Below are 23,749 nucleotides of genomic sequence, written 5' to 3' on the forward strand. Positions count from 1 at the left end.
AGGGTGAGCATCGTCGTCGTACGGCGTCCCGAGCGCCGTCCCAGCCCGAAGCCGCCGCGTGGCGAGATCCTCCTGGAGTCGCCGCCGGAGATCCCCGAGATCCAGTCACAGGGCATGATGGCGGCACTCACGTACCTGCCGATGGTGGCCGGAGCGGCGGCCATGGGCCTGATGTTCACCGCCAACGGCACCAACGCCAACCCCATCATGTACGTCGCCAGCGGCCTGTTCGCCTTCTCCATGGTCGGCATGACGCTCGGCCAGCTCGGCCGACAGGCGGGCGAGCGCAAGCAGCGGCTCAACGGCGCCCGCCGCGACTACTTCCGCTACCTGGCGCAGATCCGCAAACGCGTCCGCAAGGCCGCCATCCAGCAGCGCGAGGCGCTGGAGTGGAGCGGCCCCGCCCCCGACACGCTGTGGTGGACCGCGATGGGCCCGCGCCTGTGGGAGCGCCGCCCCCGCGACGAGGACTTCAGCACCGTACGCCTGGGCACCGGCACCCAGAAGCTGGCCATCCAGCTCATCCCGCCGGACTCCAAGCCCGTCGAGGACCTCGACGCCCTGACCGCGGGCGCGCTGCGCAGGTTCATCCGCACCCACTCCACGGTCTCCCAGCTCCCGGTGGCCGTCGCGCTGCACTCCTTCGCCCGGATCAAGCTGGACGGCGACCCGGCCATGGTCCGCGACCTGGTGCGGGCGATGGTGGCGCAGATGGTGACGTTCCACTCGCCGGACGACATGCGGATCATGGTGTGCGCGGGCCGCGAGTGGATGGGCCACTGGGAGTGGGTCAAGTGGCTGCCCCACGCCCTGCACCCCGAGGAGAACGACGGCGCCGGCCAGGTCAGGCTGATGGCCGAGAACCTCGCCCAGCTCGACCGGCTGGTGGGCGGCGAGCTGAAGGAGCGGGCCAGGTTCAAGCCGGGCGCCTCGCCGGACGCGCTGCCGTACCACGTGCTCATCCTCGACCACGGGCACGTGCCGCAGGACTCGCAGCTCGGCGCGGACGCCATCGACGGCGTCACCGTCATCGACCTGTCCGGCTCGTCCGGCACGGTCGAGGAGCGCAGCACGCTGCGGCTGCGCATCAACCAGACCGGCTTCCACATGGTCAAGATCGACCACGCGGGCAAGGAGAGCACGAACCGGCTCGGCGATCCCGACTCGCTCGACTACATCAGGGCCGAGGGGCTGGCCCGCCAGCTCGCGCCGCTGCGCGCGTCCACGGCCAAGGGCGGCGAGTCGCAGGACGTGCTGGCCACCAACACCACGCTGACCGACCTGCTCGGCGTCGGCGACCCCACCAGGCTGGACGTCGCCCAGACCTGGCGGCCCCGCGCGGGCCGCAACCGGCTGCGCGTGCCGATCGGCCTCGGCGGCGACGGGCGGCTGGTCGAGCTGGACATCAAGGAGTCCGCGCAGGGCGGCATGGGCCCGCACGGCCTGGTCATCGGGGCCACCGGCTCCGGCAAGTCGGAGCTGCTGCGCACGCTCGTGCTCGGCCTGGCCGTCACGCACTCCTCCGAGATACTCAACTTCGTGCTCGTCGACTTCAAGGGCGGCGCCACGTTCCTCGGCCTGGACGCCCTCTCGCACGTCTCCGCGGTCATCACCAACCTGGAGGACGAGCTGCCGCTGGTCGACCGCATGCACGACGCGCTGCACGGCGAGATGGTGCGCAGGCAGGAGCTGCTGCGCGCGGCCGGCAACTACGCCTCGCTGCGCGACTACGAGCGGGCCCGCGAGCAGGGCGCCGCACTCCAGCCGATGCCGACGCTGTTCGTGGTCCTGGACGAGTTCAGCGAGCTGCTGTCGGCCAAGCCGGAGTTCATCGACCTGTTCGTGATGATCGGGCGGCTCGGCCGGTCGCTCGGCGTGCACCTGCTGCTGGCCTCGCAGCGGCTGGAGGAGGGACGGCTGCGCGGGCTCGACACGCACCTGTCGTACCGGATCGGCCTGCGCACCTTCTCGGCCATGGAGAGCCGGGTCGTGCTGGGCGTGGCCGACGCGTACGAGCTGCCGTCCGCGCCGGGCAACGGCTACCTGAAGTTCGACACGACCGGGATGACCCGGTTCAAGGCCGCGTACGTGTCGGGCCCGTACACGCCCGTCTCCGGGCACGTGGCCACCCCCGACGGGACGGCGCCGATCAGGGAGGTCGTCCCGTACGGCCCCGACTTCGTGCCCGTGCCGCTCGTCGAGGAGCCGGCGGAGGCCGCTCCCCAGGAGGAGAGCAGGTCGCAGCAGAGCCTGCTCGACGTCGTGGTGGCCCGGCTGGTCGACAAGGGGCCGCCCGCGCACCGCATCTGGCTGCCGCCGCTGGCCGAGCCGCCGACGCTGGCGCACCTGCTGCCGCCGCTGTCGATCACGCCCGAGCTGGGGCTGACGACGCCGGGCTGGCCGGGGCGCGGGCGGCTGGGGGCCGTCGTGGGCATCATCGACCGGCCGTTCGAGCAGCGGCGGGACCCGTACTGGCTGGATCTGTCGGGCGCGGCCGGGCACGTCGGCGTGGCGGGCGGGCCGCAGAGCGGCAAGAGCACCGTGCTGCGCACGCTGATCGCCAGCATGGCGCTCACGCACACGCCGGCCGAGGTGCAGTTCTACTGCCTGGACTTCGGCGGCGGCGCCCTGTCGGGGCTGGAGGGCCTGCCGCACGTCGGCGGCGTGGCCAGCAGGCTGGACGCCGACCGGGTCCGCCGCACGGTCGCCGAGATCGCCGGGGTGCTCCAGCAGCGCGAGCGGATGTTCACCGAGCAGGGCGTGGACTCCGTGGCGACCTACCGCAGGCGGATCGCCGACGGGTCGCTCAAGGGCGACGGCTGGGGCGACATCTTCCTCGTGGTGGACGGCTGGCTCACGGTCAGGCAGGAGTTCGACGCGCTGGAGCCGGTCATCACCGACCTGGCCGCGCGCGGCCTCGGCTACGGCATCCACGTGGTGGCGGCCACCAACAAGTGGTCGGAGTTCCGGCCCGGCATCCGCGACCTGTTCGGCACCAGGATCGAGCTGAAGCTCGGTGACGCCTACGAGTCGGAGGTCAACAGGAAGAAGTCGCTGGCCGTGCCGGAAGGCGTGCCGGGGCGCGGCCTGACCAGGGACGGGCTGCACTTCCTCAGCGCGCTGCCGCGCATCGACGGCGTGCAGGACGCCGAGGACCTGACGACCGGCGTGCAGGGCCTCGTCACGGCCGTGCGGGACTCCTGGCAGGGCCCGCCCGCCAAGAGCGTGCGGCTGCTGCCCTCGGTGCTGCCGGCCGCGTCGCTGCCCGGCCCCGAGCAGAGCGGCAGCAGGGGCAGGATCGCGATCGGCGTGGACGAGGCCACGCTGTCGCCGGTGTTCCTCGACCTCGACACCGACCCGCACTTCGTGGTGCTGGGCGACAACGAGAGCGGCAAGTCCAACCTGCTCAAGGTGATCACGGAGAACGTCGCGGCCAGGTACGAGCCGCGCGAGGCGATGATGATCTTCATCGACTACCGGCGCTCCCTGCTCGACACCGCCGTGGGCGACAACCGCATCGGCTACGCCGCCTCCGCCAAGGCCGCGCTCGACCTCGTGTCGGACGCCCGCAACGCGCTGCTCAAGCGGCTCCCGCCCGCCGACCTCACCCCCGAGCAGCTCCGCGCCCGCGACTGGTGGAAGGGCTCCGACCTGTACATCGTGGTCGACGACTACGACCTGGTCTCCGGCTCGAACAACCCGCTGATGCCGCTGGCCGACCTGCTGCCCCAGGCCCGCGACATCGGCCTGCACCTGATCCTGTCGCGGGCGATGGGCGGCTCGGGACGGGCCATGTTCGAGCCGCTGATCCAGCGGCTCAAGGACATGGCCACCCCTGCCGTCATCCTGTCCGGCACCAAGGACGAGGGTTTCCTGTTCGGCAACGTCCGCGCCCAGCCGCTGCCACCCGGCCGCGGCTTCCTCGTGGACAGGAAGTACGGCTCGCGGCTGGCGCAGACGGCGCTGTGGCCGCCGACGGAGGACTGACGAGAGCATGGGTCTGGACATTCACTTCGACGCGCTCGACGACTGCCGCACCGCGACCAGGACGCTGAGCGGCCAGTTCGGCGACCTCGCCGACGGCTACCCCGCCGAGCGCCCCGACTCGACCATCTTCGGACGGCTGGGCGGCTCCTCCGGCCTGGCCGACGCCGTGCGCACGGTGGAGACCACCTGCGACAGCGAGTTCGGCAAGGCCAGGAGCCTGCTGAAGAGCGTCGAGCGGGCACTCGACGTGGTCCAGGACAACGTACGGAGGGCCAACGACCCCGCATGAGCGCTCACGAGGGCATCCGCGCCCTACCCAACGGCAACGCCCTCGCCGACCTGGCCGACAGCGTCACCGGCAACCCGGGCGCCATCCGCGACATCGCCGCCCGCTGGCGCACCGCCGCGAGCAGCGTGAACACCAGCACCGGCACGCTCGGCGGGGCCGTCTCCACCGTGGACATGGCCTGGGAGGGCGAGTCTGCCAACGCCTTCGTCACCTACATGTCCGGCTACGGCAAGGCGGGCCAGGACCTGCACGACGCGCTGACCGCCTGCGCCAAGGCCCTCGACAAGGCGGCCACCGCCCTGGAGACGTCCCAGGGGCTGGTGGACGGCATCTGCGACCGGCTGCTGACGCGGGTGAGCACGTACAAGCAGAACAACCAGGACGCCGAGCAGGAGGACCTGGACCGCGAGATCGGCCGCATGGTCAACGACGAGATCGCCAACGCGCGCCCGGCCGTGCAGGACGCCATCGACGGCGTCAACGACGCCGCCAACTCCCTCGGCACCCTGATGAGCGAGCGCAAGACCAAGTTCGCACAGATCAAGGCGGCCGGGGAGCAGCGCTTCACGCCGGGGCCAGGGCACCGCTTCGACTGGCAGCGCACGCAGAGCTACACCGCGCAGACCGCCGCGTCGGGCGGCGCCGGCGGCAGCCCCATGATCGGCGGCGGGCCCGGCGGGTACGGCTCCAGCGGCCTGCCGCCCGCCGGCGGCGGCCCCGCCCCGACCGGGCGGCTCAAGGAGTGGATCGACGAGGCCATCGGCATCCTGAAGGACGCCGGTTACCCGGTCGAGAAGATGAACCCCAACGACATCTACATGATCATCCAGCACGAGTCCGGGGGGAACCCGAACGCGATCAACCTCTGGGACTCCAACGCCAGTGCCGGGCATCCGTCCAAGGGGCTGATGCAGACGATCGACCCGACGTTCGACGCCTACTCCCTCGGGGGGAGCATCTACGACCCGGTGTCCAACATCGTGGCGGGCGTGCGCTACGCCATCGAACGGTACGGCAGCGTGTCGGCCGTGCCCGGGGTGGTCGGCATGAAGACGGGCGCCGGCTACAGCGGCTACTGACCGGCCTTCAAGGCAGGTCTCGGGCCCCGCTGTCCAGCGGGGCCCGAGCAAGCTCTAACCGCAGTTGGCCCACCCGGCGCTCGTGCTGCCCGACCCGGCGCTGCCCGAGTACCGCACGCACTTGCCCTTGGCGGGCAGCTTCACCGGACCCGCGTAGTACTCGTAGCTGCCCGAGTCGGTCTGGCTGCCGCCGCCCTGCACCTCCAGCGTGGCGCTGACCGGCGTCGACTTGCCGACGTTCGCGCCCGACTTGAGGGTGACCACGCAGTTCTGCCCCGTGCTGTTGTTCCAGAGCTGGTACGTCGTGCCACCGCTGAAGGAACTCGACCGCTGCACGCTGAACCCGCTGCCGCACACCTGGGTCGCGCTGTACGGGTTGGTCTTCGGCGGCGACGTGGTCTTGGTCGGGGTGGGCTTGGCGGTGGTCTTGGTCGGGGTGGGCTTGGCGGTGGTCTTGGTCGGGGTCGGCTTGGCCGTCGTCTTCGTCGGGGTCGGGGTCGGGCTCGGCGCCCGCGTCGGCTCCTTGGTCGTCTTCGTCGGGGTCGGCGTGGCCTTCTTGCTGGGCGGGACCGTCTTCGTGACCGTGGCCGTCGGCTTGGCCTTGGCCGTCTTGGACGGCTTCGCCGTGGGCGCCTTGGTCTGCGTGGGCTGCGCGGTGACGGTGGGGACCGGCACCGGCTGCTGGGTGACGGCCGGCGGCGGGGTCGGCACCGTCGTGAGGACGGGCACGTCAGCCGAGCCGGTGGGGCCCTCGGTCGGCAGCACCATGGGGCCGACGCCGTTGTCGTCAGGGCTGGGCGTGGTCGCCGCCCACGGCGCGGTCACCTCGGTCTGCGGCTGCGTCGCCGGGGCGGTGCCCTGCCCCTGGGCGGCGGCGTTGCCCGGGCTGGGGCTGCCGGAGGCGGCGGCGACCGGCTCGAACGTGACCCGGTCCGAGTACTGGCTCGCGCCCCACAGGCCGAGGCCCGACAGCAGCACCACGGCCGTCACCCCGGCCACCAGGCCGATGGGGAAGGGCTTGCGCGGCTGGTTGTCGCCCTGCCTGTGGAGGAGGTGCGGCGGGTGCTGGGGCTGGTGCTGCTGGTCGGCCATGGGCGGCGGGCCCCACATCGGGGGCTCGTGGTGGCCGGGGCCCATCGGGGACGGCACGATGGCGCCCTGGTGCGGCGGCATGCCGTCATGGCCCATCGGGCCGGGGACCGGCGTGCCCGGGCCCATCGGGACCGGCGGCATGCCGTGCGGCACCACGCCATCGCCCATCGGCGGCATCCCGTGCGGCGCCGGCCCTTCTCCCATCGGCGGCATGCCGTACGGCGCTGGACCCTCGCTCATGGGCGGCATGCCGTGCGGCACGGCACCGTCGCCCATCGGCGGCGGCCCCCACATCGGTCCTGGAGGCATCGGCGCCCCGCCCATGGGCGGCTGCGGGCCGGGCGGAGGCATCGGGCCGGGACCGTGCGAAGGCATCGGGCCGTCCGGCATCTGCGGGACCTGGGCCCCCTCGATGGCGAGCTGGATCGGCAGGATCAGCGGCGGCTGCCCGCCGGGCGGCGGCACGGGGCCCGCGCCGGGCGGCCCGGCCTGCGGCGGCACGGGCACGCCGTCGAGCAACGTCACCCCCGCGTCACCGGGCGGCGGCACGGGCACGCCCTGGACGGGCTGCGCCGGGATGGGCGCGTTCGCGTCGCCGAGGAGCCGCAGCAGCGCCACGTACGCCGTGGGCCGCCCCGTCACGTCCTTGGCCAGCGCGGCCACGACCACCTGCCGCAGCGGCTCGGGCAGCTCCCCGATCCTGGGCTCCCCGTGCAGCACGCTGTGCTCGTCGTGCTCGAACGGCGCGGCGCCGGTGGCGGCGAACACCACGGTGGCGGCCCAGGAGAAGACGTCGGCGTAGGGGCCGTACTGCAGCCCGTTGAGCTGCTCGGGCGCCCGGTAGCCGAGCTCGCCCGCGGGCTCGCCCAGCTCCATGTCGGTGATGCGCGGGCCGTCGGCGGTGAGGATCACGTTGGACGGCGTGAGCCCCCGGTGCGCGAACCCGGCCACGTGCACGGCGGTCAGCGCCGTCAGCATGCCCACGGCGACCCGGTCCAGCGCGTCGCCGCTCAGCGGCCCGTCTGCCGCGACGGCCTCGGCCAGGGAGCGGCCCTCGACGTGCTCCCTGATCACGTACGGGCGGCCGTTCTCGACGCCGGCGGCGATCGTGCGCGCCACGTACGAGCTGGACACGCGCGTCACGTCGCGCAGCCGCTCGGCGAAGCGGGGGTCGGCGGCCGGGTCGATGGTCAGCGTCTTGACGACGACCTGCGGGGCGTCCGCGGATTCCCGTCCCAGATGGACGACGCCGCGCGGGCCCTCGCCCAGGCGCCCGATGAGCTCGTGGCCGCCGATCCGCTCTGGCTGCGGGAGGTCCTTCTCCGCCATGACCGTCCTTCCGGCATTACGTCATGATCGGAGGACATTTAATCAAATATGCCCCATACGCATCAGGGGTTTCGGTTAGGCGCTCTGACTGTTAACCGTCAATTGACGCCGGAGCCGCCGGACGAGCCCGCCCGCCACCCGCGCCGCCGCCCCATCGGCACGAAGATCCAGGCCACGATCGCCACCCCGGCCAGCGACAGCCCGCCCGCCGCGACCGCCGTCGCCACCTCGATGGAGCGCTGGTCGGGCGGCACCACCTTGTCCACCACGGAGGCGGGCAGCGGCTCCGGCATCGGCGGCGCCACCGCGACCTGCTCCGACGGCAGCACCGTGGTGACCGCCAGCAGCGGGTTCACCATGCCCGCGCCCGTGCCCCTGCCGGAGGCGCCGTCCGCGGTCAGCGTGATGCGGCGGCGTACGCGGAGCTGGTCGAGCTGGGGGTGGCGGGAGCGGACGAGCGCGGCTACGCCCGCCACGTACGGCGCCGCGTAGCTCGTGCCCTCCAGGTTGCTCCGGTAGCCCTTGCCCGTCCACGTGGAGCTGAGGCCCTCGCCGGGGCCGAGCACCGCGACGGCGTTGGGGTTGGAGAACGTCGAACGGCCGCCGTTCGGCGTGGCCGAGCCCACCGACAGCACACCGTCGTAGGCCGCCGGGTAGGCCGGGCCGGTGGAGCCGTCGTCCTTCTCCACGTTGCCCGCCGCGGCCACGATCACGATGTCGTTGCCCAGGGCGTACTCGACGGCGGACTTGAGCTCGGGCTGGTCGTGCGCCTGGATGGAGACGTTGATCACGTCGGCGTTCTCGTCGGCGGCCGTCCTGATGGCCTTGGCCAGCAGCGAGACGTCGCCCAGCGAGGTGGTCGTCTGCTTGATCGACAGCAGCTTGACGGCCGGGGCGACGCCGTAGAAGGGCAGGTCGGAGCGGGGCTGTCCGGCGATGATGCCGGCCACCGCGGTGCCGTGGCCGACGCAGTCGCGGAAGCTGGTGTTGGTCAGGTCGGCCTTGCCCGCCAGGCGGATCTGGGGGTGCGTCTCGTCCACGCCGCTGTCGATGACGGCGACCGTCACGCCCTCGCCCATCGTCAGTGGCCAGACGCGCTTGACGTCCAGCCGCTTCTGGGCCCAGCTCTCCGCCACGGACGGGCTGGCCTTCTCGGGCTCGCACCGCTCGGGGGCGGCGTGGGCGGGTACGGCGGCGGGCACGGCGGCGGGCACGGTGGCGAACTGCAGGGCGAACACGCCGGCCAGGAGAACGCGACCAATCATGACGAAAGAGCGTATCCCGGTCGCACATGGGCGCGGACGGGCCCCTCAACGGGAAGAAGCCCCAGCAGCGTGTTCGCCAGGGCCTCCTCCGTTGCTCATTTCGTGGCGGACTCGATGTTCTGCCGGTAGGTCCCGATGACCCGCGACGCCTCGGACAGCTCCTCGACCATCCGCTGGAAGGCCGTGCGGTAGTTCTGCCACGACTGCTGGAAACGCTGCGCACCCGGGCCCGTCCACGCCGTGCCGACCTTGGCGGCCTCGCGGTCGAGTGCGGTCATCGTCGAGCGGACCGCCTCCGACTGCTGCGTGAACTGCACCGACATCTGCTGCATTTCCGCTAGGTCGCCGCCGAACATGCTCTGGCTCATGCATACCTCCTGAGACCTGTGAAAGCGCCATCACCCTAAGGAAGCACGCAGGGACATCGCCGCCGTTATGCCGAGCGGCTATGGTCTACCCGAGGATTGTTCGGATCGCGTGGGGGGCTCATGCGCGAGGTCGTGGTCACCGGGGGCGGCACGGGCATCGGCTACGCCGTCGCCGCGGCGTTCGCCTCACTCGGCGACCAGGTCACCATCACCGGCCGCCGCGAGCACGTGCTCGGCAAGGCCGCCGCCGGCATCGGCGCGCGGTACCTGCCGTTCGACGCCTCCAGCCCTGAAGAGGTGCGGGCCGCGCTTCCCGACCTGCCCGAGCGCGTGGACGTGCTGGTCAACAACGCCGGCGGCAACACCAACCTCGACCGCAGGCAGCCCCGCGAGCCGATCGACGTGGCCAAGGCCTGGTGGGCCAACCTCAACGCCAACCTCATGTCCGCCGTCCTCGTCACCACCGCGCTCGTGCCGCGCATGAACGACGGCGGCAGGGTGATCTCCATCGGCTCCATCGCCGCCAGGGGCACCGGCTCCGGCTCCTACGGCGCCGCCAAGGCCGCCCTGGAGTCGTGGACCGCCGACCTGGCCGCCGAGCTCGGCCCCCGGGGCATCACCGCGAACGTCGTCTCCCCCGGCCTCGTCCTCGACACCGAGTTCTTCAAGGGCCGGCTGACCGACGACGGCATCAGGGCGCGGGTGGAGAACACCCGCAACGGCCGCCCTGGCAGCCCCGCCGACGTGGCCGATACCGTGCTCTTCTTGGCCTCCGCGGGTGCCAGGCACCTCACGGGGCAGGTGCTTCACGTGAACGGCGGCGCGTACCTGGGCCGCTGACTCAGGAAAGGACAACGCGGGTGCGGAAGGTTCTGATCGCCAACCGCGGCGAGATCGCCGTACGTGTGGCCCGGGCGTGTGCGGACTCCGGGATCGGCAGCGTGGCGGTCTACGCCGACCAGGACCTCGACGCCCTGCACGTCAAGGTCGCCGACGAGGCGTACGCGCTGGGCGGCCAGTCCCCGGCCGAGACCTACCTCGACATCGGCAAGCTGCTCGGCGTCGCCCGCCGCTCCGGCGCCGACGCCGTGCACCCCGGCTACGGCTTCCTCGCCGAGAACGCCGCCTTCGCCCAGGCCGTCATCGACGCCGGCCTGACCTGGATCGGCCCGCCGCCCGCCGCCATCGCCGCGCTCGGCGACAAGGTGCAGGCCAGGCACATCGCCCAGAAGGTCGGCGCGCCGCTCGTCGCGGGCACCAAGGACCCGGTCGCGGACGCGTCCGAGGTGGTGGCGTTCGCAGAGGAGCACGGGCTGCCCATCGCGATCAAGGCCGCGTACGGCGGCGGCGGGCGCGGCATCAAGGTCGCCCGCCGCATCGAGGAGGTCGCCGAGCTGTACGAGTCCGCCGTCCGCGAGGCGGTCGCCTCGTTCGGGCGCGGCGAGTGCTTCGTCGAGCGCTACCTCGACCGGCCGCGCCACGTCGAGACCCAGTGCCTGGCCGACGCGCACGGCGGCGTCGTGGTCGTCTCCACCCGCGACTGCTCCCTCCAGCGCCGTCACCAGAAGCTGGTGGAGGAGGCGCCCGCCCCGTTCCTGACGGCTGAGCAGGAGGCGTTGCTGCGCGAGTCGTCCAAGGCCATCCTGCGCGAGGCCGGCTACGTCGGCGCCGGGACGTGCGAGTTCCTCGTCGGGCAGGACGGCACCGTCTCGTTCCTGGAGGTCAACACCCGGCTGCAGGTCGAGCACCCCGTCACCGAGGAGGTGTCGGGCATCGACCTCGTCCGCGAGATGTTCAGGATCGCCGACGGCGAGCCGCTCGGCTACGACGACCCCGCCCTGCGCGGGCACTCCATCGAGTTCCGCGTCAACGCCGAGGACGCCGGGCGCGGCTTCCTGCCCGCCCCCGGCACGCTGACCACCATGCGCGCGCCCTCCGGCCCCGGGGTGCGCCTCGACGCCGGGTACGAGGCCGGCATGACCGTGCCGGGCACGTTCGACTCGCTGATCGCCAAGCTGATCGTGACCGGGCGGACCCGCCAGGAGGCGCTGGAGCGGGCGCGGCGCGCGCTGGCGGAGTTCGAGATCACCGGCATGCCGACCGTGCTGCCGTTCCACCAGGCCGTCGTCACCGATCCGGCGTTCACGTCCGCGCCGTTCTCCGTCCACACGCGGTGGATCGAGACGGAGTGGGACAACACCGTGGCCCCGTACTCGGGCGCCACCGCCTCCTCCGCAGGCGCCGCCCCTCGCGAGACGGTCACGGTCGAGGTCGGCGGCAAGCGACTGGAGGTCGTCCTGCCCGCCGGGCTCGGCGCCTCCGGCGCCCCCGCCGCCGCCGCGGCTCCGCGGCGTACCGATCGCAAGGTCAGGAAGGCGTCGTCGGCGGGCGGCGACGCGCTGGTCAGCCCCATGCAGGGGACGATCGCCAAGGTCGTGGCCGGCGACGGCGACGTGGTCAACGAGGGCGACACGGTCGTCGTCCTGGAGGCCATGAAGATGGAGCAGCCGCTCGCCGCCCACAAGTCCGGCACCGTCACAGGCCTGACGGCGGCCATCGGCCAGACCGTCACGGCGGGCGCCACCATCTGCGAGATCAAGAACACCTGAGCCGCGCTTGACCCTGAATCTCCCTGACCCGCGCACAACCGGTGCACGGCACTTCGGCCGCGATGTGCGCCCGCGCGTCCCAGGACAGGTAGCGTGCCCACTAAGGAACTTTGCCGATCGCCCATTCGTCCATAAGGGCGAAGGAGGCTTGCTGCCAATGACCCATTCGCTGCGCCGAGCAGGGGCCGCGATCGCGGCTCTGATCGCCGGTCTAATCGTCGTTCTTGCGCTGTCCCCTGCCGCCCACGCGGCGGCCCCACCGGATGCCAACACCGTGGTGTCCAACTGGAAGAAAGACCCGCTGTACGCGGTGTCCGGATCCTCCTTGTCGTCGGACCAGCAGAGCGAGATCAATGACGCGCTCAAGGGTGCCGACAGCAAGATCTACGCCGTGGCGCTGCCTGACGGCACGGTCGATGAGTCCAGCGTTGGGCCCTACCTGAGCCAGCTCAACACCGCGCTGACCGCCGCGGGCCGTCCCAGCGCGACGATCGTCGTGCTCGACGGCCAGACGATGCTCACCGCCTCGAGCGCTCTGAAGCAGCCAGGTCTTGCCGCCCGGCTGTCCGACCTCTCGGTCAACGCCAACTCGGGCGACGTCGTGGCCGGCATGAAGGACTTCGCCAACCGCGTGGACATGGCCGTCAAGGGCGACCGTTCGGCCCTCGACACCGGCAGCCAGGCCAACCCGGGCGCAGGCGGCACCGCCGCCCTCCTCGCGCTCGGCGCGCTCGTCGTGGTCGGCGGCGGCGGCTACTTCCTCTACTCCAGCAACAAGAAGAAGAAGCGCGCCATCCAGGAGGCCAAGGACCTCGCCGCCGTCAAGCAGACCGTCGAGGAGGACGTCACCAAGCTCGGCGAGGAGATCACCGCCCTCGACACCGACGTCACCCTGACCGGCCAGGGCGGCAAGCACATCGACGAATGGCAGACGGCGCTCGACTCCTACGAGAAGGCCAAGACGCAGCTCAACACCGTCCAGCGCGCCGACCAGGTGCGCGAGGTCACCCAGACCCTCGAGGACGGCCGCTACGCGCTCGCCGTCGTCAAGGCCAGGGTCAACAACGAGCCGGTGCCCGAGCGGCGCGCCCCCTGCTTCTTCAACCCGCAGCACGGCCCGTCCGTCCGCGACGTCCGCTGGGCCCCGCCCGGCGGCGCCGTCCGCGACGTACCCGCCTGCCGCATGGACGCCGAGGCCGTCGAGCGCGGCTTCGACCCGCAGATGCGCGAAGTCATGGTGGACGGCCAGCGCAGGCCCTACTACGACGCCGGCCCGGCCTACCAGCCGTACGCTTACGGCTACTACGGCGGCTTCGGCGACATCATGACCGGCATGTTCATCGGCACCATGATGGGCAGCATGCTCGGCGGCGGCTTCGGCTACGGCGGCTACGGCGCCGGTTACGCCGAGGGCTACGCCGACGGCGGCGGTGGCGACATGGGCGGCGACTTCGGTGGCGGAGACGGCGGCGGCTGGGGCGACTTCGGTGGCGGCGGCGGCGACTTCGGCGGTGGAGACTTCGGCGGCGGCGACTGGTAAAGAGCCCCCAGGCTCAACTTCGGGCTGTGCGGGGTAACTGCTCGGGCCTACGCAGGGAGGCGCTTCGCGCCACTCGGCTCCGGGCTGTGACTGTGGGGGAGCTTCCCCCACACCCCCCAACCGGTGGCCTCCCGGCCCCCGGACCCCCGAGTGTTGACCGGCTTCCGCAGCGGCGATCCAAGAGCCTCAGATCCATCTCAGGATCTGGGGCTCTTCGCTATTTCCAGGCATTGCTCGGCAGGTCAGCGCCCCACTCGATACCCACCACCGAGTCAGGGCCTGCGTTGAGATCGGCGATCTGGTCGTCCACGACCGCAAGCAGCTCATGAAGCCCGGCCACGACAAAGACCCCGGCCTTCTCGGCGTGTTCCCGAGCCCACTCGTGCTCCAGCAACTCCTCGAACATCACCACCGCGCGACCGTGCTCCAACGCGAGTTGCGCCTGAGTCCTGGCCGCGCTCTGTGGGGGCGCTTCCACCACCACGGTGGCCGCCGCGTAACCGCTCATCACGGCACTGCGCATCGGGAAGTTCCGCCGTTCGGGTGGGGTGCCGGGCCAGAACTGGCTGATCACGAGACCGTCGCGGCTGATCCGCTCCTGGAGGCCGCGATTCTCCTCCGGGTGGAACCTGTCGATCCCCGTCCCGATGACCGCCACCGTCCGGCCGCCCGCATCGAGCGCGGCCTGATGCGCCGCCGTGTCGGTCCCGCTCGCCAGCCCGCTGACCACGGTCACACCGTTCAACGCCAGCTCCCTGGCGATCGCCGTAGCGGCACGGAGACCCCGCTCGCCGGCGTGCCGGGTGCCCACGACGGCGATCGCCCGCTGATCGGCTGCCTGCTGCCCCCGGGTGAAGAGGATCGGCGGCATCTGATGGATGCTGCGGAGCTGGCTCGGATAGCGCTCGTCCAGACAGGTGCGCACGGTGATGCCGTCCGCTTCCCACCGCGCCAGAGCCGTTGCGGCCTGCGCGATCGCCGTACCCACTGGATCGACCTCCGAGTGCGGCGCCGCCTCCATCCGCAGCTCAGCCCTGAGCAGGGCCATCGCGCTTCCTCCCTCCAAGGCTGACAAGCCCAGGGCCGCCCAGTCCGCTCCCGGACGCTGGAGCAGCGCCACGAACGCAGCCCGATCGCGTTGCTCCGACGGCGTGACAGCCACCTAACCGGCACCCGCCAGCGCGCGCAGTTCCTTGGCTGTGTCCATGCCGTGCGCCTGCTCGGGCAGGGCGTTGAGAAGCTGCTTGACGAAGTGCCGCTGGGCCGAGCTGACGTGACCGGTCTGGATGGCGGAGAGGGCGTGTCCGACCCCCTCAAGGACGTCACGCTCTCGTACGAGCCGCACGGCGTGCATGAGCTGCAGCAGGACGCGCGGCCCTGGGATCTCGGCGGGGTAGGCGGCGAGCGCGCTGTCCACCGTCCGCTCGGCAGCGCCGTCGCCTATCGTGGTGCGGATGTCCGCTTGATGCCAGTTCAGGAAGCCTCCTCCCAGACCGGACCGCACCAAGCCGAACGCCGCATCCGCCGACCTCGTCCCCTGTGGCAGGTTCTCCAGCGTCCAGGTGAAGTCATGAAGGGCAGATCGGGCCGTGGCGTGATCGCCTTGCTGAGCGGCCAGCCGCGCCCGTACGGTGTGCGCCCTGAACAGCCCATAGCTGGGAGCGCCCTGCGCCATGGCGATCGCCTCGTCAGCGAGGCCGGCGATGACCGGAACTGGCCTGCCGCCCCAGACGCCGTCCGAGGCCTCCTTGGCGCGCACCCACACGGCCACATCACGATCGCCCGAGGCGTCCGCCGCCCGGCGGGCAGTCCTCCAAGCGACGCGGGAGGCCCGCAGGTCGCCGAAGTCGCTCAGTTCGGTGCCGAGCAGGCCGGACAACCCGGCGCTGACCCGGAGCAGCCCGGCCTGCGCGGACGGCGGGCAGCCGCGGTCGAGCAGGCGGCCCACAGCGATGACGTCCGAGGTCAGGTCTCTGATCAGGTCGCCGACCGGCCGCCTGACGTGCAGGTGGGCGTACTCGTCGACCGCGCTCTCCCACTCGTCCAGATTCACCCGCACGTCCAGGGAACGTTCCACCCCGGACAGTACGTCTTCCAGGACGCCCGGCGGGATGGCGGCCCCTGCTCCGAGCGCGGCGAAGAGCTGCATGGCGGCACGTCGATGCATGTCACCGTCCTTGCCACCCGATGGGCTCGACGGTTCGAGCGTACCCCGGCGAAACTGACAAAGCTCGGACGCGAAGGTATATAGCGCTAAAAGGCGACCCTTAGCGCTATATAGATCGTCCAATCGCTGAATCAGGTCCGGCTGAACGCGCGCCAGACCTCGTTCCCATTTCGACAGATCACCGTCGTCGCAGAAGACCTTCGCCGCAGCCTCCCGCAGGCTCATCCCGTGCACCTCGTCTCGCCAGAAGCGCAGCTCAGAGCCTAGAAGATGCCAGGGAGAAACACTCGGATCGACGGTGTCTGAGCGGCGCGGCATCGGCTCTCCGGATTGCTGGAATTGATGGAAGGCCGGACTCCAGCTTCCACACTCTTCGATATCTCCCCCGAACACATACACCATGGCAGTGAAATTCGTTCGGTCACCAGGAGGAATCCATGCAAGCAACTCGTCCGTGGGGACTGTCGCGAATGGCCCCTTTCCCCGATCACGGAGGCGGCGGCCCGGCAACGCGCCGTATGACCGCCTGGTCGCCACGTGCTCCGTGCGTTACATCCCGCTTGCGTGGCTCCTCCAGGTACGGGCCGGCGGCACTGGCCGACGACGTGGCGTTCATGTTCGCCCGTCCGCACGCGCGTCCGCCTCGGTCGTCGTACCTGATCGGGCTGGGCGAGGAGCGGGCCGGCGTGATCGACCCGAACCTGCTCGACGACTGGACCGGCCTGTTCGTCGCGCAGCTCGGCGCGCCGTCGGCCGAGAAGATGGGGGCCGGTGACGAGGTCGTCCTGCTGGACGTGGCCACCGGTTCGCAGGCCACCACGCGCCGCACCCCGGACGGCGGCGGCTGATCGGTGCGCCAGCACGGGCCGATGCGGCTGTGGGACGGCGTGGAGGAGGCGATCCGGACGTGGCAGGAGGCGGGCAGCCCGCATCAGTCGGAATTCGGGCTCACCGTCGATCGGGACGGGCAGCGGGTGTGGCTCGGTGATCGCGCTGGGCCGTCTTGGCGGCTTCCGGCGTGAGACTACCGGTGTCTTCCGCATACCGACGCCATACCGCCGACTGATCCAATCTCTCCCCGTAGCAATCACCCTCGGAAACGGAGCACCCATGCGACGGCTCGTGACCGCGTTCACCCTGGCGGTGGCCGGAACGTTCTTCCTCGTCACCCCCAGCGCCGCGAGCGCGCTGCCGGTCTGTACGGCGAAGGTCGACCGCAGCGCGTCCCTCGACCACGGCCAGGCCACCTGCCGCTCCGGCAAGGACTTCCGGGTCGTGGTCACCTGCAAGCCGAGCGCCACCTCGAAGTACGGCAGCGTGTACCAAGGGCGCTGGACGGGCGCGGGGCAGCGGTCGACGAAGTACTGCCCCACCCACATGCCCTACGCGGCCCGCGCGTCCTGGGAGCGCAGGAGCTGAGCCGCTGTTGGAGGGGTTTCGCGTCACACAATCCGCCTCTCCACGCTCTCAGGTGGCGTCTGTGGCCCGTCCACCTGTGAGCTGGAGAGATCTCATGTCCACCGCGTACGTCGTCATCGCCCTGTTGACCATCGCCGCCAACACGTTCTCGGCCTTCGCCGCGATGACCAGGCTCAAGCCGATCATGCGCACGCTCGGACCCGCGCTGGCCCGTGCGGGGGTGCCGGAGTCGTGGCTGGTCTTTCCGATCGGCCTGCTCAAGGGGCTGGGGGCGCTGGGGCTGGGGCTGGGGTTGCTCGGCGTGCCGCTGGTCGGGACGGCTGCCGCGGCCGGGCTGATCCTGTACTTCGTCTGCGCGCTTTACACCCATCTGCGGGTGTACGACTTCTCGTCGCAGTTCGCGCTGGCCGTGGTGTTCCTCGGGCTGGCGACCGCGACGCTGGCGCTGGACCCTGCGCTGGTCCTGACCTACTCCAGGTGAGGCTTCAGGTGGGCGATGAGGGTCTCGAACGAGGCCTGCGGGGTCCGGCCCGCCGTGTCGACGGTGATGTGGTCGCGGTCCCACGGCTCGTACTCGCGCTCCACCACCTCCCGCCACTCCGGCAGCCGCAGGCCGGGGATGTCGACGGAGCGGGTGGTGACGCGGTCGCGGTGCTCGTCCTGGTCGGAGCACGTCACCTCCACCTCCGCGACCGGCACGCCCGCCCGCACGCCCACCTCGCGCCACGCGTCGCGGGTGACCGCCAGCGGGTTCACCGACTCGGCGATCACGGTGAGCCCTTGGCGGAGGTGGTCCTCGGCGAGGGCGTAGCCGACGACGTAGCCGGCCGGGCCGATTGGCTGGCGGGCCAGGCCCGAGCGGACGATCGCCTGCTCGATGGTGTCGATGCGGACGTGTACCGCGCCGAGGCGCCGGGCCACCAGGCGGGACAGCGTCGTCTTGCCCGCCCCTGGGAGACCTCCGATGACGATGAGCATGCCTCTCATGGTGCCCGGAAACAGGCGGGAAACGGCCACCGGCCTACTCATGGTGCGGGCGGCGCTCGACGTACTGGCCAGTAGCCTCCTCGCCCGGCGGACGGTTGCAGCTCGCCGTGTCCGCCACGCCGGCCGTCTCCAACACCGACGCCCCCGCTGGACGAGGCCGTCTTCTGCCCGGCTGGGTGATCTGCGAAGAGAATGGCCCGTGTGATCTATCTTGCCGAAGGGCCGCGAGTGGCCCTCCGCTACATCAGCATGCGGGACTTCGAGGAGCTCGCCGCCCTGAACGAGGAGAGCGCGACGATGCTCGCCCGGTGGATGCCCGGCGGCCCCATCGTCACGTACGAGGCCTTCGCCCGGTACATGACCCGGTTCGACGGGCCTGCGAACGAAGGGTTCCTGATCTGCCTGCGTGACAGCGGCGCGATCGTGGGCCGGGTGAACATCAACAACATCATCCGCGGTGGGCATCAGAGCGCGATGATCGGCTACTCGGCGTACGCGTCCACCACCGGCCGCGGGTACATGACGGAGGGGCTCGGGTTGCTGGTCGGGCATGCGTTCGGCGACATGGGGCTGCATCGGCTGGAGGCCAACATCCAGCCTGACAACGCCTCATCGTTGAGTTTGATCAAACGTGTGGGGTTCCAGCGGGAGGGGTACTCGCCGAACTTCCAGTTCATTGACGGGGCTTGGCGGGATCACGAGCGCTGGGCGCTCACCGTCGAGATGACCGGTCACGTGAGCGGCCTGAACTCACAAGTGACGGCCACGTGAGTGGGGTGATCTCGCTGGCGACGGCCCGGGTGCTGATGGTCGATCCCGCCGGTCGCGTCCTGCTCTACCGGGGGCGGCTGCTGCAGGTCAGGGATCAGCCGTACGCGTGGTTCACGCCCGGAGGAGGCATCGACCCGGGCGAGAGCGCCCGGCAGGCCGCCGCCCGTGAGCTGCGCGAGGAGCTCGGGCACGCCGTGGCCGCCGAAACGCTCGGGCGGGTCGTGGCGACGAGCGAGGGCGGCTGGAGCCTGGACGGGCGGCGGTTCCACTCCTGCGACTCCTACTTCATGCTGCGGGTGGGCGCGGGGCTGGAGGTGGACACGTCCGGGATGGACGCGGAGGAGCGGGAGACGACCGACCGGTTCCAGTGGTGGGCGCCGCCGGAGCTGGCGGCCTGTGCGGAGCCGGTCGTGCCGCGCGGGCTCGGCACGCTGGTGGCGCGGCTCGTGGCCGGTGACGCCCCGGCCGCGCCGGTCGTGCTGCCCTGGCACCTGCCTTGACCCGTCCGGCACTGGGCCCATAGGGCTGCCCCGGCATCTTCCTGATCGTCCGGCAAATGGGTCATGGGACCAGGCCTGGCTGGTCCACTACGCCCGCGGCCAGCTCGGCCGTGGCGTAGTAGGTGCCCTTCCTGGCGAGCAGCTCGCCGTCGAGGACGTCGTCCTGCAGGTTCTCCACGCGTCTGCCGAGGAACTCGTACGTGGTCGGGTCGAGCACCAGGTACGAGCGCGACACGAGCTGCCCTTCCGCGTCGTGCTGGGCGCCGAGGTCGTAGGCGATGCCGATGCCCTGCCTGCCCACCGCGTCGGGCACGCCGTGGTCCACCCGGATGCCGGGGATGCCGGCCAGGGCGCGGAAGATCGCCGCCTCCTGCTCGGGCGGCATGGTCACCTCCTCTTCGAGATAGACGGACAGCACGCGGAACACGCGCGCGTCGGGATGCTCCCCAGGCTTCTCGCCCTCCGGCTTCGCGGACCAGTGCCTGTCCGCCCGCACGTGGGCCAGCAGCCTGGCCGGATCGGTGGGCAGGGCGGCCAGCTTGGCGGCGTACTCCTTGGGAGTGAGGTCGTCGTCGTCCGGGTCGGGCTCGATGCGGTGCCGCTGCATCGCGCCCCCGTTCTGGCGGACGACCTGCTCCGTGCCGTCGTAGCGGGTCCAGTACTCCTGCGTGGTGCGCTCGGTGTCGCCGGGCTGCCGTGTCGCGACCCTCCGGTACAGCCACTGGTCGTCCCGTGGCGGGCCGCTCGCCTGGCGTCGTTCGGCCATCAGGGCGGCCTGAAGCAGCATGGCGCGCGGGGAGTCGATGGGGGTGGTCCGCACGGCGGTGACGGGTTGCGGCACGCGGTGGGCGGCGCCGTTCAGGATCACGAAGAGCGCGGCGACGGCGGTCACGACCGCCAGCACGGACGGCGCCAGCCACAGCCCCCGCCACCTGACCGCCCGCACCCTGACCGCCCGCACCCTGACCGCCCGCACCCTGACCGCCCGCACCCTGACCGCCCGCAGCCTGGGCGACCACCTCCCGTCCGGCCGGATGCCGCGACCGCCCGAAACGCGACCGCCCGGGACGCGGGTGTCCAGGACGCGGGTGTCCAGGACGCGGGTGTCCAGGACGCGGGTGTCCAGGACGCGGGTGTCCAGGACGCGGGTGCGCAGGGCGTTCAGGCGTTCGGCGTCGGGCTCGGGGGCGTCGGCGCGCAGCTCCCTCAGCAGCGTCAGGTCATCGTCCACGCCCATCCCCTCCCTCGTCGGCCACCGCGGTCGGATCGACGCCGCCCAGCGCCGCCCGGGTCTTCCTCCTGGCCCGGTGCAGCCGCGACCGCACCGTTCCCACCGGGATGCCCAGCGCCGTCGCCACCTCCTCGTACGAGAGGTCGGCCCAGGCGATCATCAGCAACACCTCGCGATCCTCCGCCGACAGCCGCGCCAGCGCCTCGGCCAGTTCCCGTTGCGCGGCCCCGGCCGACACCCGGGCTTCGACCCGGTCGGCGTAACCCTCGGCCACCTCGTCCACCCCGCTCCTGGCCAGCGCCCGGTACGCCCGGACCTCCGCGCGGCGGTGCTTGCCGATGAGGTTGGCGGCGATGCCGTACAGCCAGGGTCTGGCGTCGCGGTGCGCGGTGTCGTAGTGGCCGAGCCGCCGGAACGCGGCCAGGAATGTCTCCGCGACGACGTCGTCGGCCAGCTCGTCGCCCAGCCGCCGCACCACGTACCGGTGGAGGGCGGCGGCGTGCCGGTCGAACAGCGCCGAGAAGGCCCCAGGGTCGCTCCGGGCACGCCTGATCACCTCCGCGTCGTCAGCCTCTGTATCCGGCATCAAGGTGGGGCTCCGTTTCTTCCGTCCTGTCACCCTCTTTCACCCGGACGGGGATTTGGAGTTCTCGTCGTACCTGAATGGCAGGATCGCCTCCGTGAGCTTCGCACCCCTGCCGCAGACGGCTGCCTGGCGCCACCACACCGCCCGCGCGGGCTTCGAGGTCGCCTACTTTCGCCCGCCGCGCGTCGAGGGGTGCACTACGGCGGTCGAGGACGGCCGCACGTGGGTTGTGGACTACGTGATCGACCTCGACGCGGGCTGGGTCACGCGTCGTGCCAGGGTTACGAGCCGGTCGGTGGCGGGCGCCCGTTGCACGCTGCTGGAGTCGGACGGGGCGAGGTCTTGGGTGGTGGACGGTACGCCTGCGGCGCATCTGGACGGGTGCTTCGATGTGGATCTGGAGGCGTCGGCGATGACCAACACGTTTCCTGTGCACCGTCTCGGGTTAGCCGCGGGCGCCGGGTCGGCTGCCCCTGCGGCCTACGTGCGCGCTCTTGATCTGGCCGTCGAGCGGCTGGATCAGCCTTACGCCCGGGTCACCGAGGGAGGGTACGACTACGTGGCGCCGGTCTTCGGGGTGGCGTGCAGGCTGGCGTATGACGAGCACGGGCTGCTGCTCGACTACCCCGGCCTGGCCACGCGGAAAGCCTGACGGCGGGCGCGAGACGGCGGGCGCGGGGTGCGGTTACTGCGTGGGCAGGAGGGTTCCGAGGGGGCCGAGGTCGAGGTTGAGGTCTTCGGGGGTGAGGTTGAAGCGGTCGCGCAGGTCGGCCATGGCGTCCTCCAGGCGCATCAGGGTGACGCCGAGTACCTCGACCTGCTCGTCCGTCAGGTTGCCCTGCTCCATCCGGCGGACGCACTGGCGCTCCACGAGCTGCCGGATCAGCTCGACGAGGGTGAGCACGAGGCGGGACAGGTCGCGTTCGACCGTGTCGGGGTCGGCCTCGATGCGCCAGCGCGGGCTGTCCACCCGCAGGCCTTCTTCCTGATCGTCCACCTACAGGATCCCTCCGTATTCGTCCACCGACGCGAGCACGGTGCGCAGTGAGATGTGCACGAGGTCGATGTCGGCGATCGAGAGCACCAGGTCGCCGGTGATCACGACGCCGCCGGCGAGGAGGCGGTCTAGGAGGTCCACGAGGGCGACGCGTTCGGGTGGGAGGTCCTCGTAGACCGCCGGGTCGCGCATCATGGCCGGTCCATGACCGTGAACGAGTACGGCGCCCAGGGGCCGGTCAGTCTGATCTCCACGCCGTCGCCGCCGAGCCGGGCGGCCAGGGTGGTGAACTCCTCGGCTCTCGATTCGTCCACCAGGTAGGCGCCGTTCAGCAGCATCAGGTCGGTGCGGCCGGACAGGCGCGGGTCCTGGGGGCGGTGGCGGCGGCCTGCGGCGGCGAGTGCGGTCAGGGCTCGGTGGATGTGGTCGGCGCGTTGGAGCGCCTGTCTGCGTGCCTGTTCGCGGCCGCGGAGGGTGGCGCGGCGGCGTTGGAGGTATGCGGTGCCGGGGCGGGAGGTCTGGTTGTCGCCGCCGCGCACCCGCCCGTTGTCACCACTGCACACCCGCCCGCTGTCGCCGCCGCGCACTCGGTTGCTGTCGCCGCCGCGCACCCGCTCGCCGCTACCGCTCTTCTCCCCCGAAACCGAGGCCGGGGCCGGGGCCGAAGCCGGGGCCGAAGCCGGGGCCGTAGGTGGGGTCGGGGTCGAAGGTGGAGGGGCGCCGTGGTGCTCCTGGTGCGCCTCTGCCGGACGGTCGGTTGGAACGGTCTCGGAGGCAGCAGTGTCCGGGTTCGGGCGTTCTGAGGTGGTCGGCGGGCTGGTGTAGGCCTTGACGCCCCACTCCCGCCGCCCCGTGACCTGCGTCAGCACGTCGGCGAAGGATTCGGCGCGCCGCTCCAGCAGCTCCGCCACCTGGGCGTCGTCCGCGTACACGGTGACGAGCCGGACCGGCGCGGTCGTGGTGGCCGCCGCGACGGCGTCCACCACGCGGTGGTGCGCGCGGGCCGTCTCGGCGAGCCAGTCCAGGTCCTCAAGGGAGCGCCGCAGCGGCTCCTCGCCGAACCGCTCGACAGGCACCGTGCTCACGTACGCGACCAGCCCGGCCCCGGTGATGGTGCGGACCGGGGCTCCGGCCACCCCGGCGGGGCAGGGCAGGGGCTCGCGCGCGACCGCGTACAGGTAGGTCAGATCAGTCATCGACCTCCTCACCCCCCTCGACGGCGGCCAGGCGGCGGCGCAGGCGGCGGTTCTCGGCCATCAGCTCCCTGTCGCGGTCGCGGCCGGACAGGTACGGGTCGTGCTCCCACCAGTCGATGCCCAGCTCCCTGGCCGTGTCGACGGAGGCGATGAGCAGCCGCAGCTTGATGGTGAGCAGCTCTATGTCGAGCAGGTTGACCCGGATGTCCCCGGCGATCACGACGCCCCGGTCGAGGACGCGTTCCAGGATGTCGCCGAGGTTGGCCGGCTCGCGGTTGGCGGGCCCCGCGCCGTACGTGGGGCGCATGGCGGGGCCTGAGGGCGAGATTCTGTCCAT

General features: G+C 71.6%; 24 protein-coding genes. 12 read left to right on the forward strand and 12 right to left on the reverse strand.

Translation table 11 applies throughout. The features are described from left to right. Positions 1 to 3 precede the first annotated feature (3 nt). From eccCa to ABD331_RS30075, 3 genes are read left to right on the forward strand one after another with little or no spacing between them, the layout of a single operon-like run. The gene (eccCa, locus tag ABD331_RS30065) at positions 4 to 3,987 is read left to right on the forward strand and encodes a type VII secretion protein EccCa (protein WP_344481717.1); all 3,984 of its coding nucleotides are present in this window, start codon (positions 4 to 6) and stop codon (positions 3,985 to 3,987) included. A gap of 7 nt (positions 3,988 to 3,994) precedes the next feature. Beyond that, the gene (locus tag ABD331_RS30070; RefSeq protein ID WP_344481720.1) at positions 3,995 to 4,276 is read left to right on the forward strand and encodes a hypothetical protein; all 282 of its coding nucleotides are present in this window, start codon (positions 3,995 to 3,997) and stop codon (positions 4,274 to 4,276) included. Further along, positions 4,273 to 5,355, forward strand: coding sequence for a WXG100 family type VII secretion target (locus tag ABD331_RS30075; protein WP_344481722.1), 1,083 nt, complete (start codon positions 4,273 to 4,275; stop codon positions 5,353 to 5,355). Before ABD331_RS30070 ends, ABD331_RS30075 begins: the two co-directional genes overlap by 4 nt. A 54-nt stretch (positions 5,356 to 5,409) precedes the next feature. Here ABD331_RS30075 and ABD331_RS30080 read toward each other — a convergent pair whose 3' ends face one another. From ABD331_RS30080 to ABD331_RS30090, 3 genes are all read right to left on the reverse strand, one after another. Next, entirely contained in the window at positions 5,410 to 7,776 is a 2,367-nt protein-coding gene (locus tag ABD331_RS30080; RefSeq protein ID WP_344481724.1) for a serine/threonine protein kinase, read from the reverse strand. 98 nt (positions 7,777 to 7,874) lie between these two features. Further along, on the reverse strand, positions 7,875 to 9,041 hold the full coding sequence (locus ABD331_RS30085; RefSeq protein ID WP_344481727.1) for a S8 family serine peptidase: 1,167 nt from the start codon (positions 9,039 to 9,041) through the stop codon (positions 7,875 to 7,877). A gap of 95 nt (positions 9,042 to 9,136) precedes the next feature. Then, complete coding sequence (locus ABD331_RS30090) at positions 9,137 to 9,409, reverse strand: WXG100 family type VII secretion target (protein WP_187414691.1); 273 nt, start codon at positions 9,407 to 9,409, stop codon at positions 9,137 to 9,139. Positions 9,410 to 9,529: 120 nt separating this feature from the next. Between ABD331_RS30090 and ABD331_RS30095 the strand changes: the two genes are divergently transcribed. The 3 genes from ABD331_RS30095 (at position 9,530) to ABD331_RS30105 (ending at position 13,558) form a co-directional block, all read left to right on the forward strand. Continuing rightward, positions 9,530 to 10,249: an SDR family NAD(P)-dependent oxidoreductase gene (locus tag ABD331_RS30095; protein ID WP_344481731.1), complete on the forward strand. Its 720-nt coding sequence runs from the start codon at positions 9,530 to 9,532 to the stop codon at positions 10,247 to 10,249. Between the two features lie 20 nt (positions 10,250 to 10,269). Beyond that, entirely contained in the window at positions 10,270 to 12,018 is a 1,749-nt protein-coding gene (locus tag ABD331_RS30100) for an acetyl/propionyl/methylcrotonyl-CoA carboxylase subunit alpha (RefSeq protein ID WP_344481734.1), read from the forward strand. Between the two features lie 157 nt (positions 12,019 to 12,175). Next, a complete protein-coding gene (locus ABD331_RS30105) occupies positions 12,176 to 13,558 on the forward strand; it encodes a hypothetical protein (protein WP_344481737.1) in 1,383 nt (460 codons plus the stop codon). A gap of 217 nt (positions 13,559 to 13,775) precedes the next feature. On the opposite strand, the gene ABD331_RS30110 is transcribed toward ABD331_RS30105, so the two are convergent. Beyond that, positions 13,776 to 14,606, reverse strand: a complete 831-nt coding sequence (locus ABD331_RS30110) for a DNA-processing protein DprA (RefSeq protein WP_344481739.1) — start codon at positions 14,604 to 14,606, stop codon at positions 13,776 to 13,778. A 114-nt stretch (positions 14,607 to 14,720) separates the two neighbouring features. Then, positions 14,721 to 15,725 (reverse strand): XRE family transcriptional regulator, encoded by a 1,005-nt coding sequence (locus tag ABD331_RS30115; RefSeq protein WP_344481741.1) that lies wholly within the window; start codon positions 15,723 to 15,725, stop codon positions 14,721 to 14,723. A 560-nt stretch (positions 15,726 to 16,285) separates the two neighbouring features. Here ABD331_RS30115 and ABD331_RS30120 point away from each other — a divergent pair. From ABD331_RS30120 to ABD331_RS30130, 3 genes are all read left to right on the forward strand, one after another. Beyond that, entirely contained in the window at positions 16,286 to 16,573 is a 288-nt protein-coding gene (locus tag ABD331_RS30120) for a hypothetical protein (protein WP_344481743.1), read from the forward strand. A 262-nt stretch (positions 16,574 to 16,835) separates the two neighbouring features. Continuing rightward, a complete protein-coding gene (locus tag ABD331_RS30125; RefSeq protein WP_344481746.1) occupies positions 16,836 to 17,144 on the forward strand; it encodes a hypothetical protein in 309 nt (102 codons plus the stop codon). 94 nt (positions 17,145 to 17,238) lie between these two features. Then, complete coding sequence (locus ABD331_RS30130) at positions 17,239 to 17,625, forward strand: DoxX family protein (RefSeq protein ID WP_344481748.1); 387 nt, start codon at positions 17,239 to 17,241, stop codon at positions 17,623 to 17,625. On the opposite strand, the gene ABD331_RS30135 is transcribed toward ABD331_RS30130, so the two are convergent. Further along, on the reverse strand, positions 17,613 to 18,122 hold the full coding sequence (locus ABD331_RS30135; protein WP_344481750.1) for a P-loop nucleotide/nucleoside kinase family protein: 510 nt from the start codon (positions 18,120 to 18,122) through the stop codon (positions 17,613 to 17,615). The two genes, ABD331_RS30130 and ABD331_RS30135, sit on opposite strands and share 13 nt — an antisense overlap. A 210-nt stretch (positions 18,123 to 18,332) precedes the next feature. On the opposite strand from ABD331_RS30135, the gene ABD331_RS30140 reads away from it, so the two are divergent. Beyond that, positions 18,333 to 18,902, forward strand: coding sequence for a GNAT family N-acetyltransferase (locus ABD331_RS30140; protein ID WP_344481753.1), 570 nt, complete (start codon positions 18,333 to 18,335; stop codon positions 18,900 to 18,902). Next, complete coding sequence (locus tag ABD331_RS30145; protein WP_344481756.1) at positions 18,899 to 19,402, forward strand: NUDIX hydrolase; 504 nt, start codon at positions 18,899 to 18,901, stop codon at positions 19,400 to 19,402. The genes ABD331_RS30140 and ABD331_RS30145 overlap by 4 nt, the downstream gene beginning before the upstream one ends. Positions 19,403 to 19,463: 61 nt before the next feature. On the opposite strand, the gene ABD331_RS30150 is transcribed toward ABD331_RS30145, so the two are convergent. After that, entirely contained in the window at positions 19,464 to 20,633 is a 1,170-nt protein-coding gene (locus ABD331_RS30150) for a CU044_5270 family protein (protein ID WP_344481759.1), read from the reverse strand. Continuing rightward, positions 20,623 to 21,219, reverse strand: a complete 597-nt coding sequence (locus ABD331_RS30155) for an RNA polymerase sigma factor (protein ID WP_344481762.1) — start codon at positions 21,217 to 21,219, stop codon at positions 20,623 to 20,625. The genes ABD331_RS30150 and ABD331_RS30155 overlap by 11 nt, the downstream gene beginning before the upstream one ends. Before the next feature lie 94 nt (positions 21,220 to 21,313). On the opposite strand from ABD331_RS30155, the gene ABD331_RS30160 reads away from it, so the two are divergent. Further along, positions 21,314 to 21,871, forward strand: a complete 558-nt coding sequence (locus ABD331_RS30160; protein ID WP_344481764.1) for a putative glycolipid-binding domain-containing protein — start codon at positions 21,314 to 21,316, stop codon at positions 21,869 to 21,871. 33 nt (positions 21,872 to 21,904) lie between these two features. On the opposite strand, the gene ABD331_RS30165 is transcribed toward ABD331_RS30160, so the two are convergent. The 4 genes from ABD331_RS30165 to ABD331_RS30180 are packed head-to-tail and all read right to left on the reverse strand — an operon-like array spanning position 21,905 to position 23,749. Next, positions 21,905 to 22,216: a gas vesicle protein K gene (locus tag ABD331_RS30165; RefSeq protein WP_344481767.1), complete on the reverse strand. Its 312-nt coding sequence runs from the start codon at positions 22,214 to 22,216 to the stop codon at positions 21,905 to 21,907. Continuing rightward, a complete protein-coding gene (locus ABD331_RS30170) occupies positions 22,217 to 22,411 on the reverse strand; it encodes a gas vesicle protein (RefSeq protein ID WP_222871570.1) in 195 nt (64 codons plus the stop codon). After that, positions 22,408 to 23,412 carry a GvpL/GvpF family gas vesicle protein gene (locus ABD331_RS30175; RefSeq protein WP_344481771.1) on the reverse strand — a complete coding sequence of 335 codons (1,005 nt, stop codon included), beginning with the start codon at positions 23,410 to 23,412 and terminating at the stop codon, positions 22,408 to 22,410. Before ABD331_RS30175 ends, ABD331_RS30170 begins: the two co-directional genes overlap by 4 nt. Then, complete coding sequence (locus tag ABD331_RS30180; protein ID WP_425566075.1) at positions 23,405 to 23,749, reverse strand: gas vesicle protein; 345 nt, start codon at positions 23,747 to 23,749, stop codon at positions 23,405 to 23,407. Before ABD331_RS30180 ends, ABD331_RS30175 begins: the two co-directional genes overlap by 8 nt.

This window comes from Nonomuraea monospora, from assembly GCF_039531895.1.
Classification (GTDB): Bacteria; Actinomycetota; Actinomycetes; order Streptosporangiales; family Streptosporangiaceae; genus Nonomuraea; species Nonomuraea monospora.

Excerpts from the sequence above, each read along its gene's own strand:
- ABD331_RS30135 (WP_344481750.1), bottom strand. The coding sequence starts at position 18,122 with ATGCTCATCGTCATCGGAGGTCTCCCAGGGGCGGGCAAGACGACGCTG.
- ABD331_RS30175 (WP_344481771.1), bottom strand. The coding sequence starts at position 23,412 with ATGACTGATCTGACCTACCTGTACGCGGTCGCGCGCGAGCCCCTGCCC.
- ABD331_RS30170 (WP_222871570.1), bottom strand. The coding sequence starts at position 22,411 with ATGATGCGCGACCCGGCGGTCTACGAGGACCTCCCACCCGAACGCGTC.
- ABD331_RS30115 (WP_344481741.1), bottom strand. The coding sequence starts at position 15,725 with ATGCATCGACGTGCCGCCATGCAGCTCTTCGCCGCGCTCGGAGCAGGG.
- ABD331_RS30125 (WP_344481746.1), top strand. The coding sequence starts at position 16,836 with ATGCGACGGCTCGTGACCGCGTTCACCCTGGCGGTGGCCGGAACGTTC.
- ABD331_RS30110 (WP_344481739.1), bottom strand. The coding sequence starts at position 14,606 with ATGGCCCTGCTCAGGGCTGAGCTGCGGATGGAGGCGGCGCCGCACTCG.
- ABD331_RS30155 (WP_344481762.1), bottom strand. The coding sequence starts at position 21,219 with ATGCCGGATACAGAGGCTGACGACGCGGAGGTGATCAGGCGTGCCCGG.
- ABD331_RS30075 (WP_344481722.1), top strand. The coding sequence starts at position 4,273 with ATGAGCGCTCACGAGGGCATCCGCGCCCTACCCAACGGCAACGCCCTC.
- ABD331_RS30070 (WP_344481720.1), top strand. The coding sequence starts at position 3,995 with ATGGGTCTGGACATTCACTTCGACGCGCTCGACGACTGCCGCACCGCG.
- ABD331_RS30085 (WP_344481727.1), bottom strand. The coding sequence starts at position 9,041 with ATGATTGGTCGCGTTCTCCTGGCCGGCGTGTTCGCCCTGCAGTTCGCC.
- ABD331_RS30095 (WP_344481731.1), top strand. The coding sequence starts at position 9,530 with ATGCGCGAGGTCGTGGTCACCGGGGGCGGCACGGGCATCGGCTACGCC.
- ABD331_RS30090 (WP_187414691.1), bottom strand. The coding sequence starts at position 9,409 with ATGAGCCAGAGCATGTTCGGCGGCGACCTAGCGGAAATGCAGCAGATG.
- ABD331_RS30180 (WP_425566075.1), bottom strand. The coding sequence starts at position 23,749 with ATGGACAGAATCTCGCCCTCAGGCCCCGCCATGCGCCCCACGTACGGC.
- ABD331_RS30105 (WP_344481737.1), top strand. The coding sequence starts at position 12,176 with ATGACCCATTCGCTGCGCCGAGCAGGGGCCGCGATCGCGGCTCTGATC.
- ABD331_RS30080 (WP_344481724.1), bottom strand. The coding sequence starts at position 7,776 with ATGGCGGAGAAGGACCTCCCGCAGCCAGAGCGGATCGGCGGCCACGAG.
- ABD331_RS30130 (WP_344481748.1), top strand. The coding sequence starts at position 17,239 with ATGTCCACCGCGTACGTCGTCATCGCCCTGTTGACCATCGCCGCCAAC.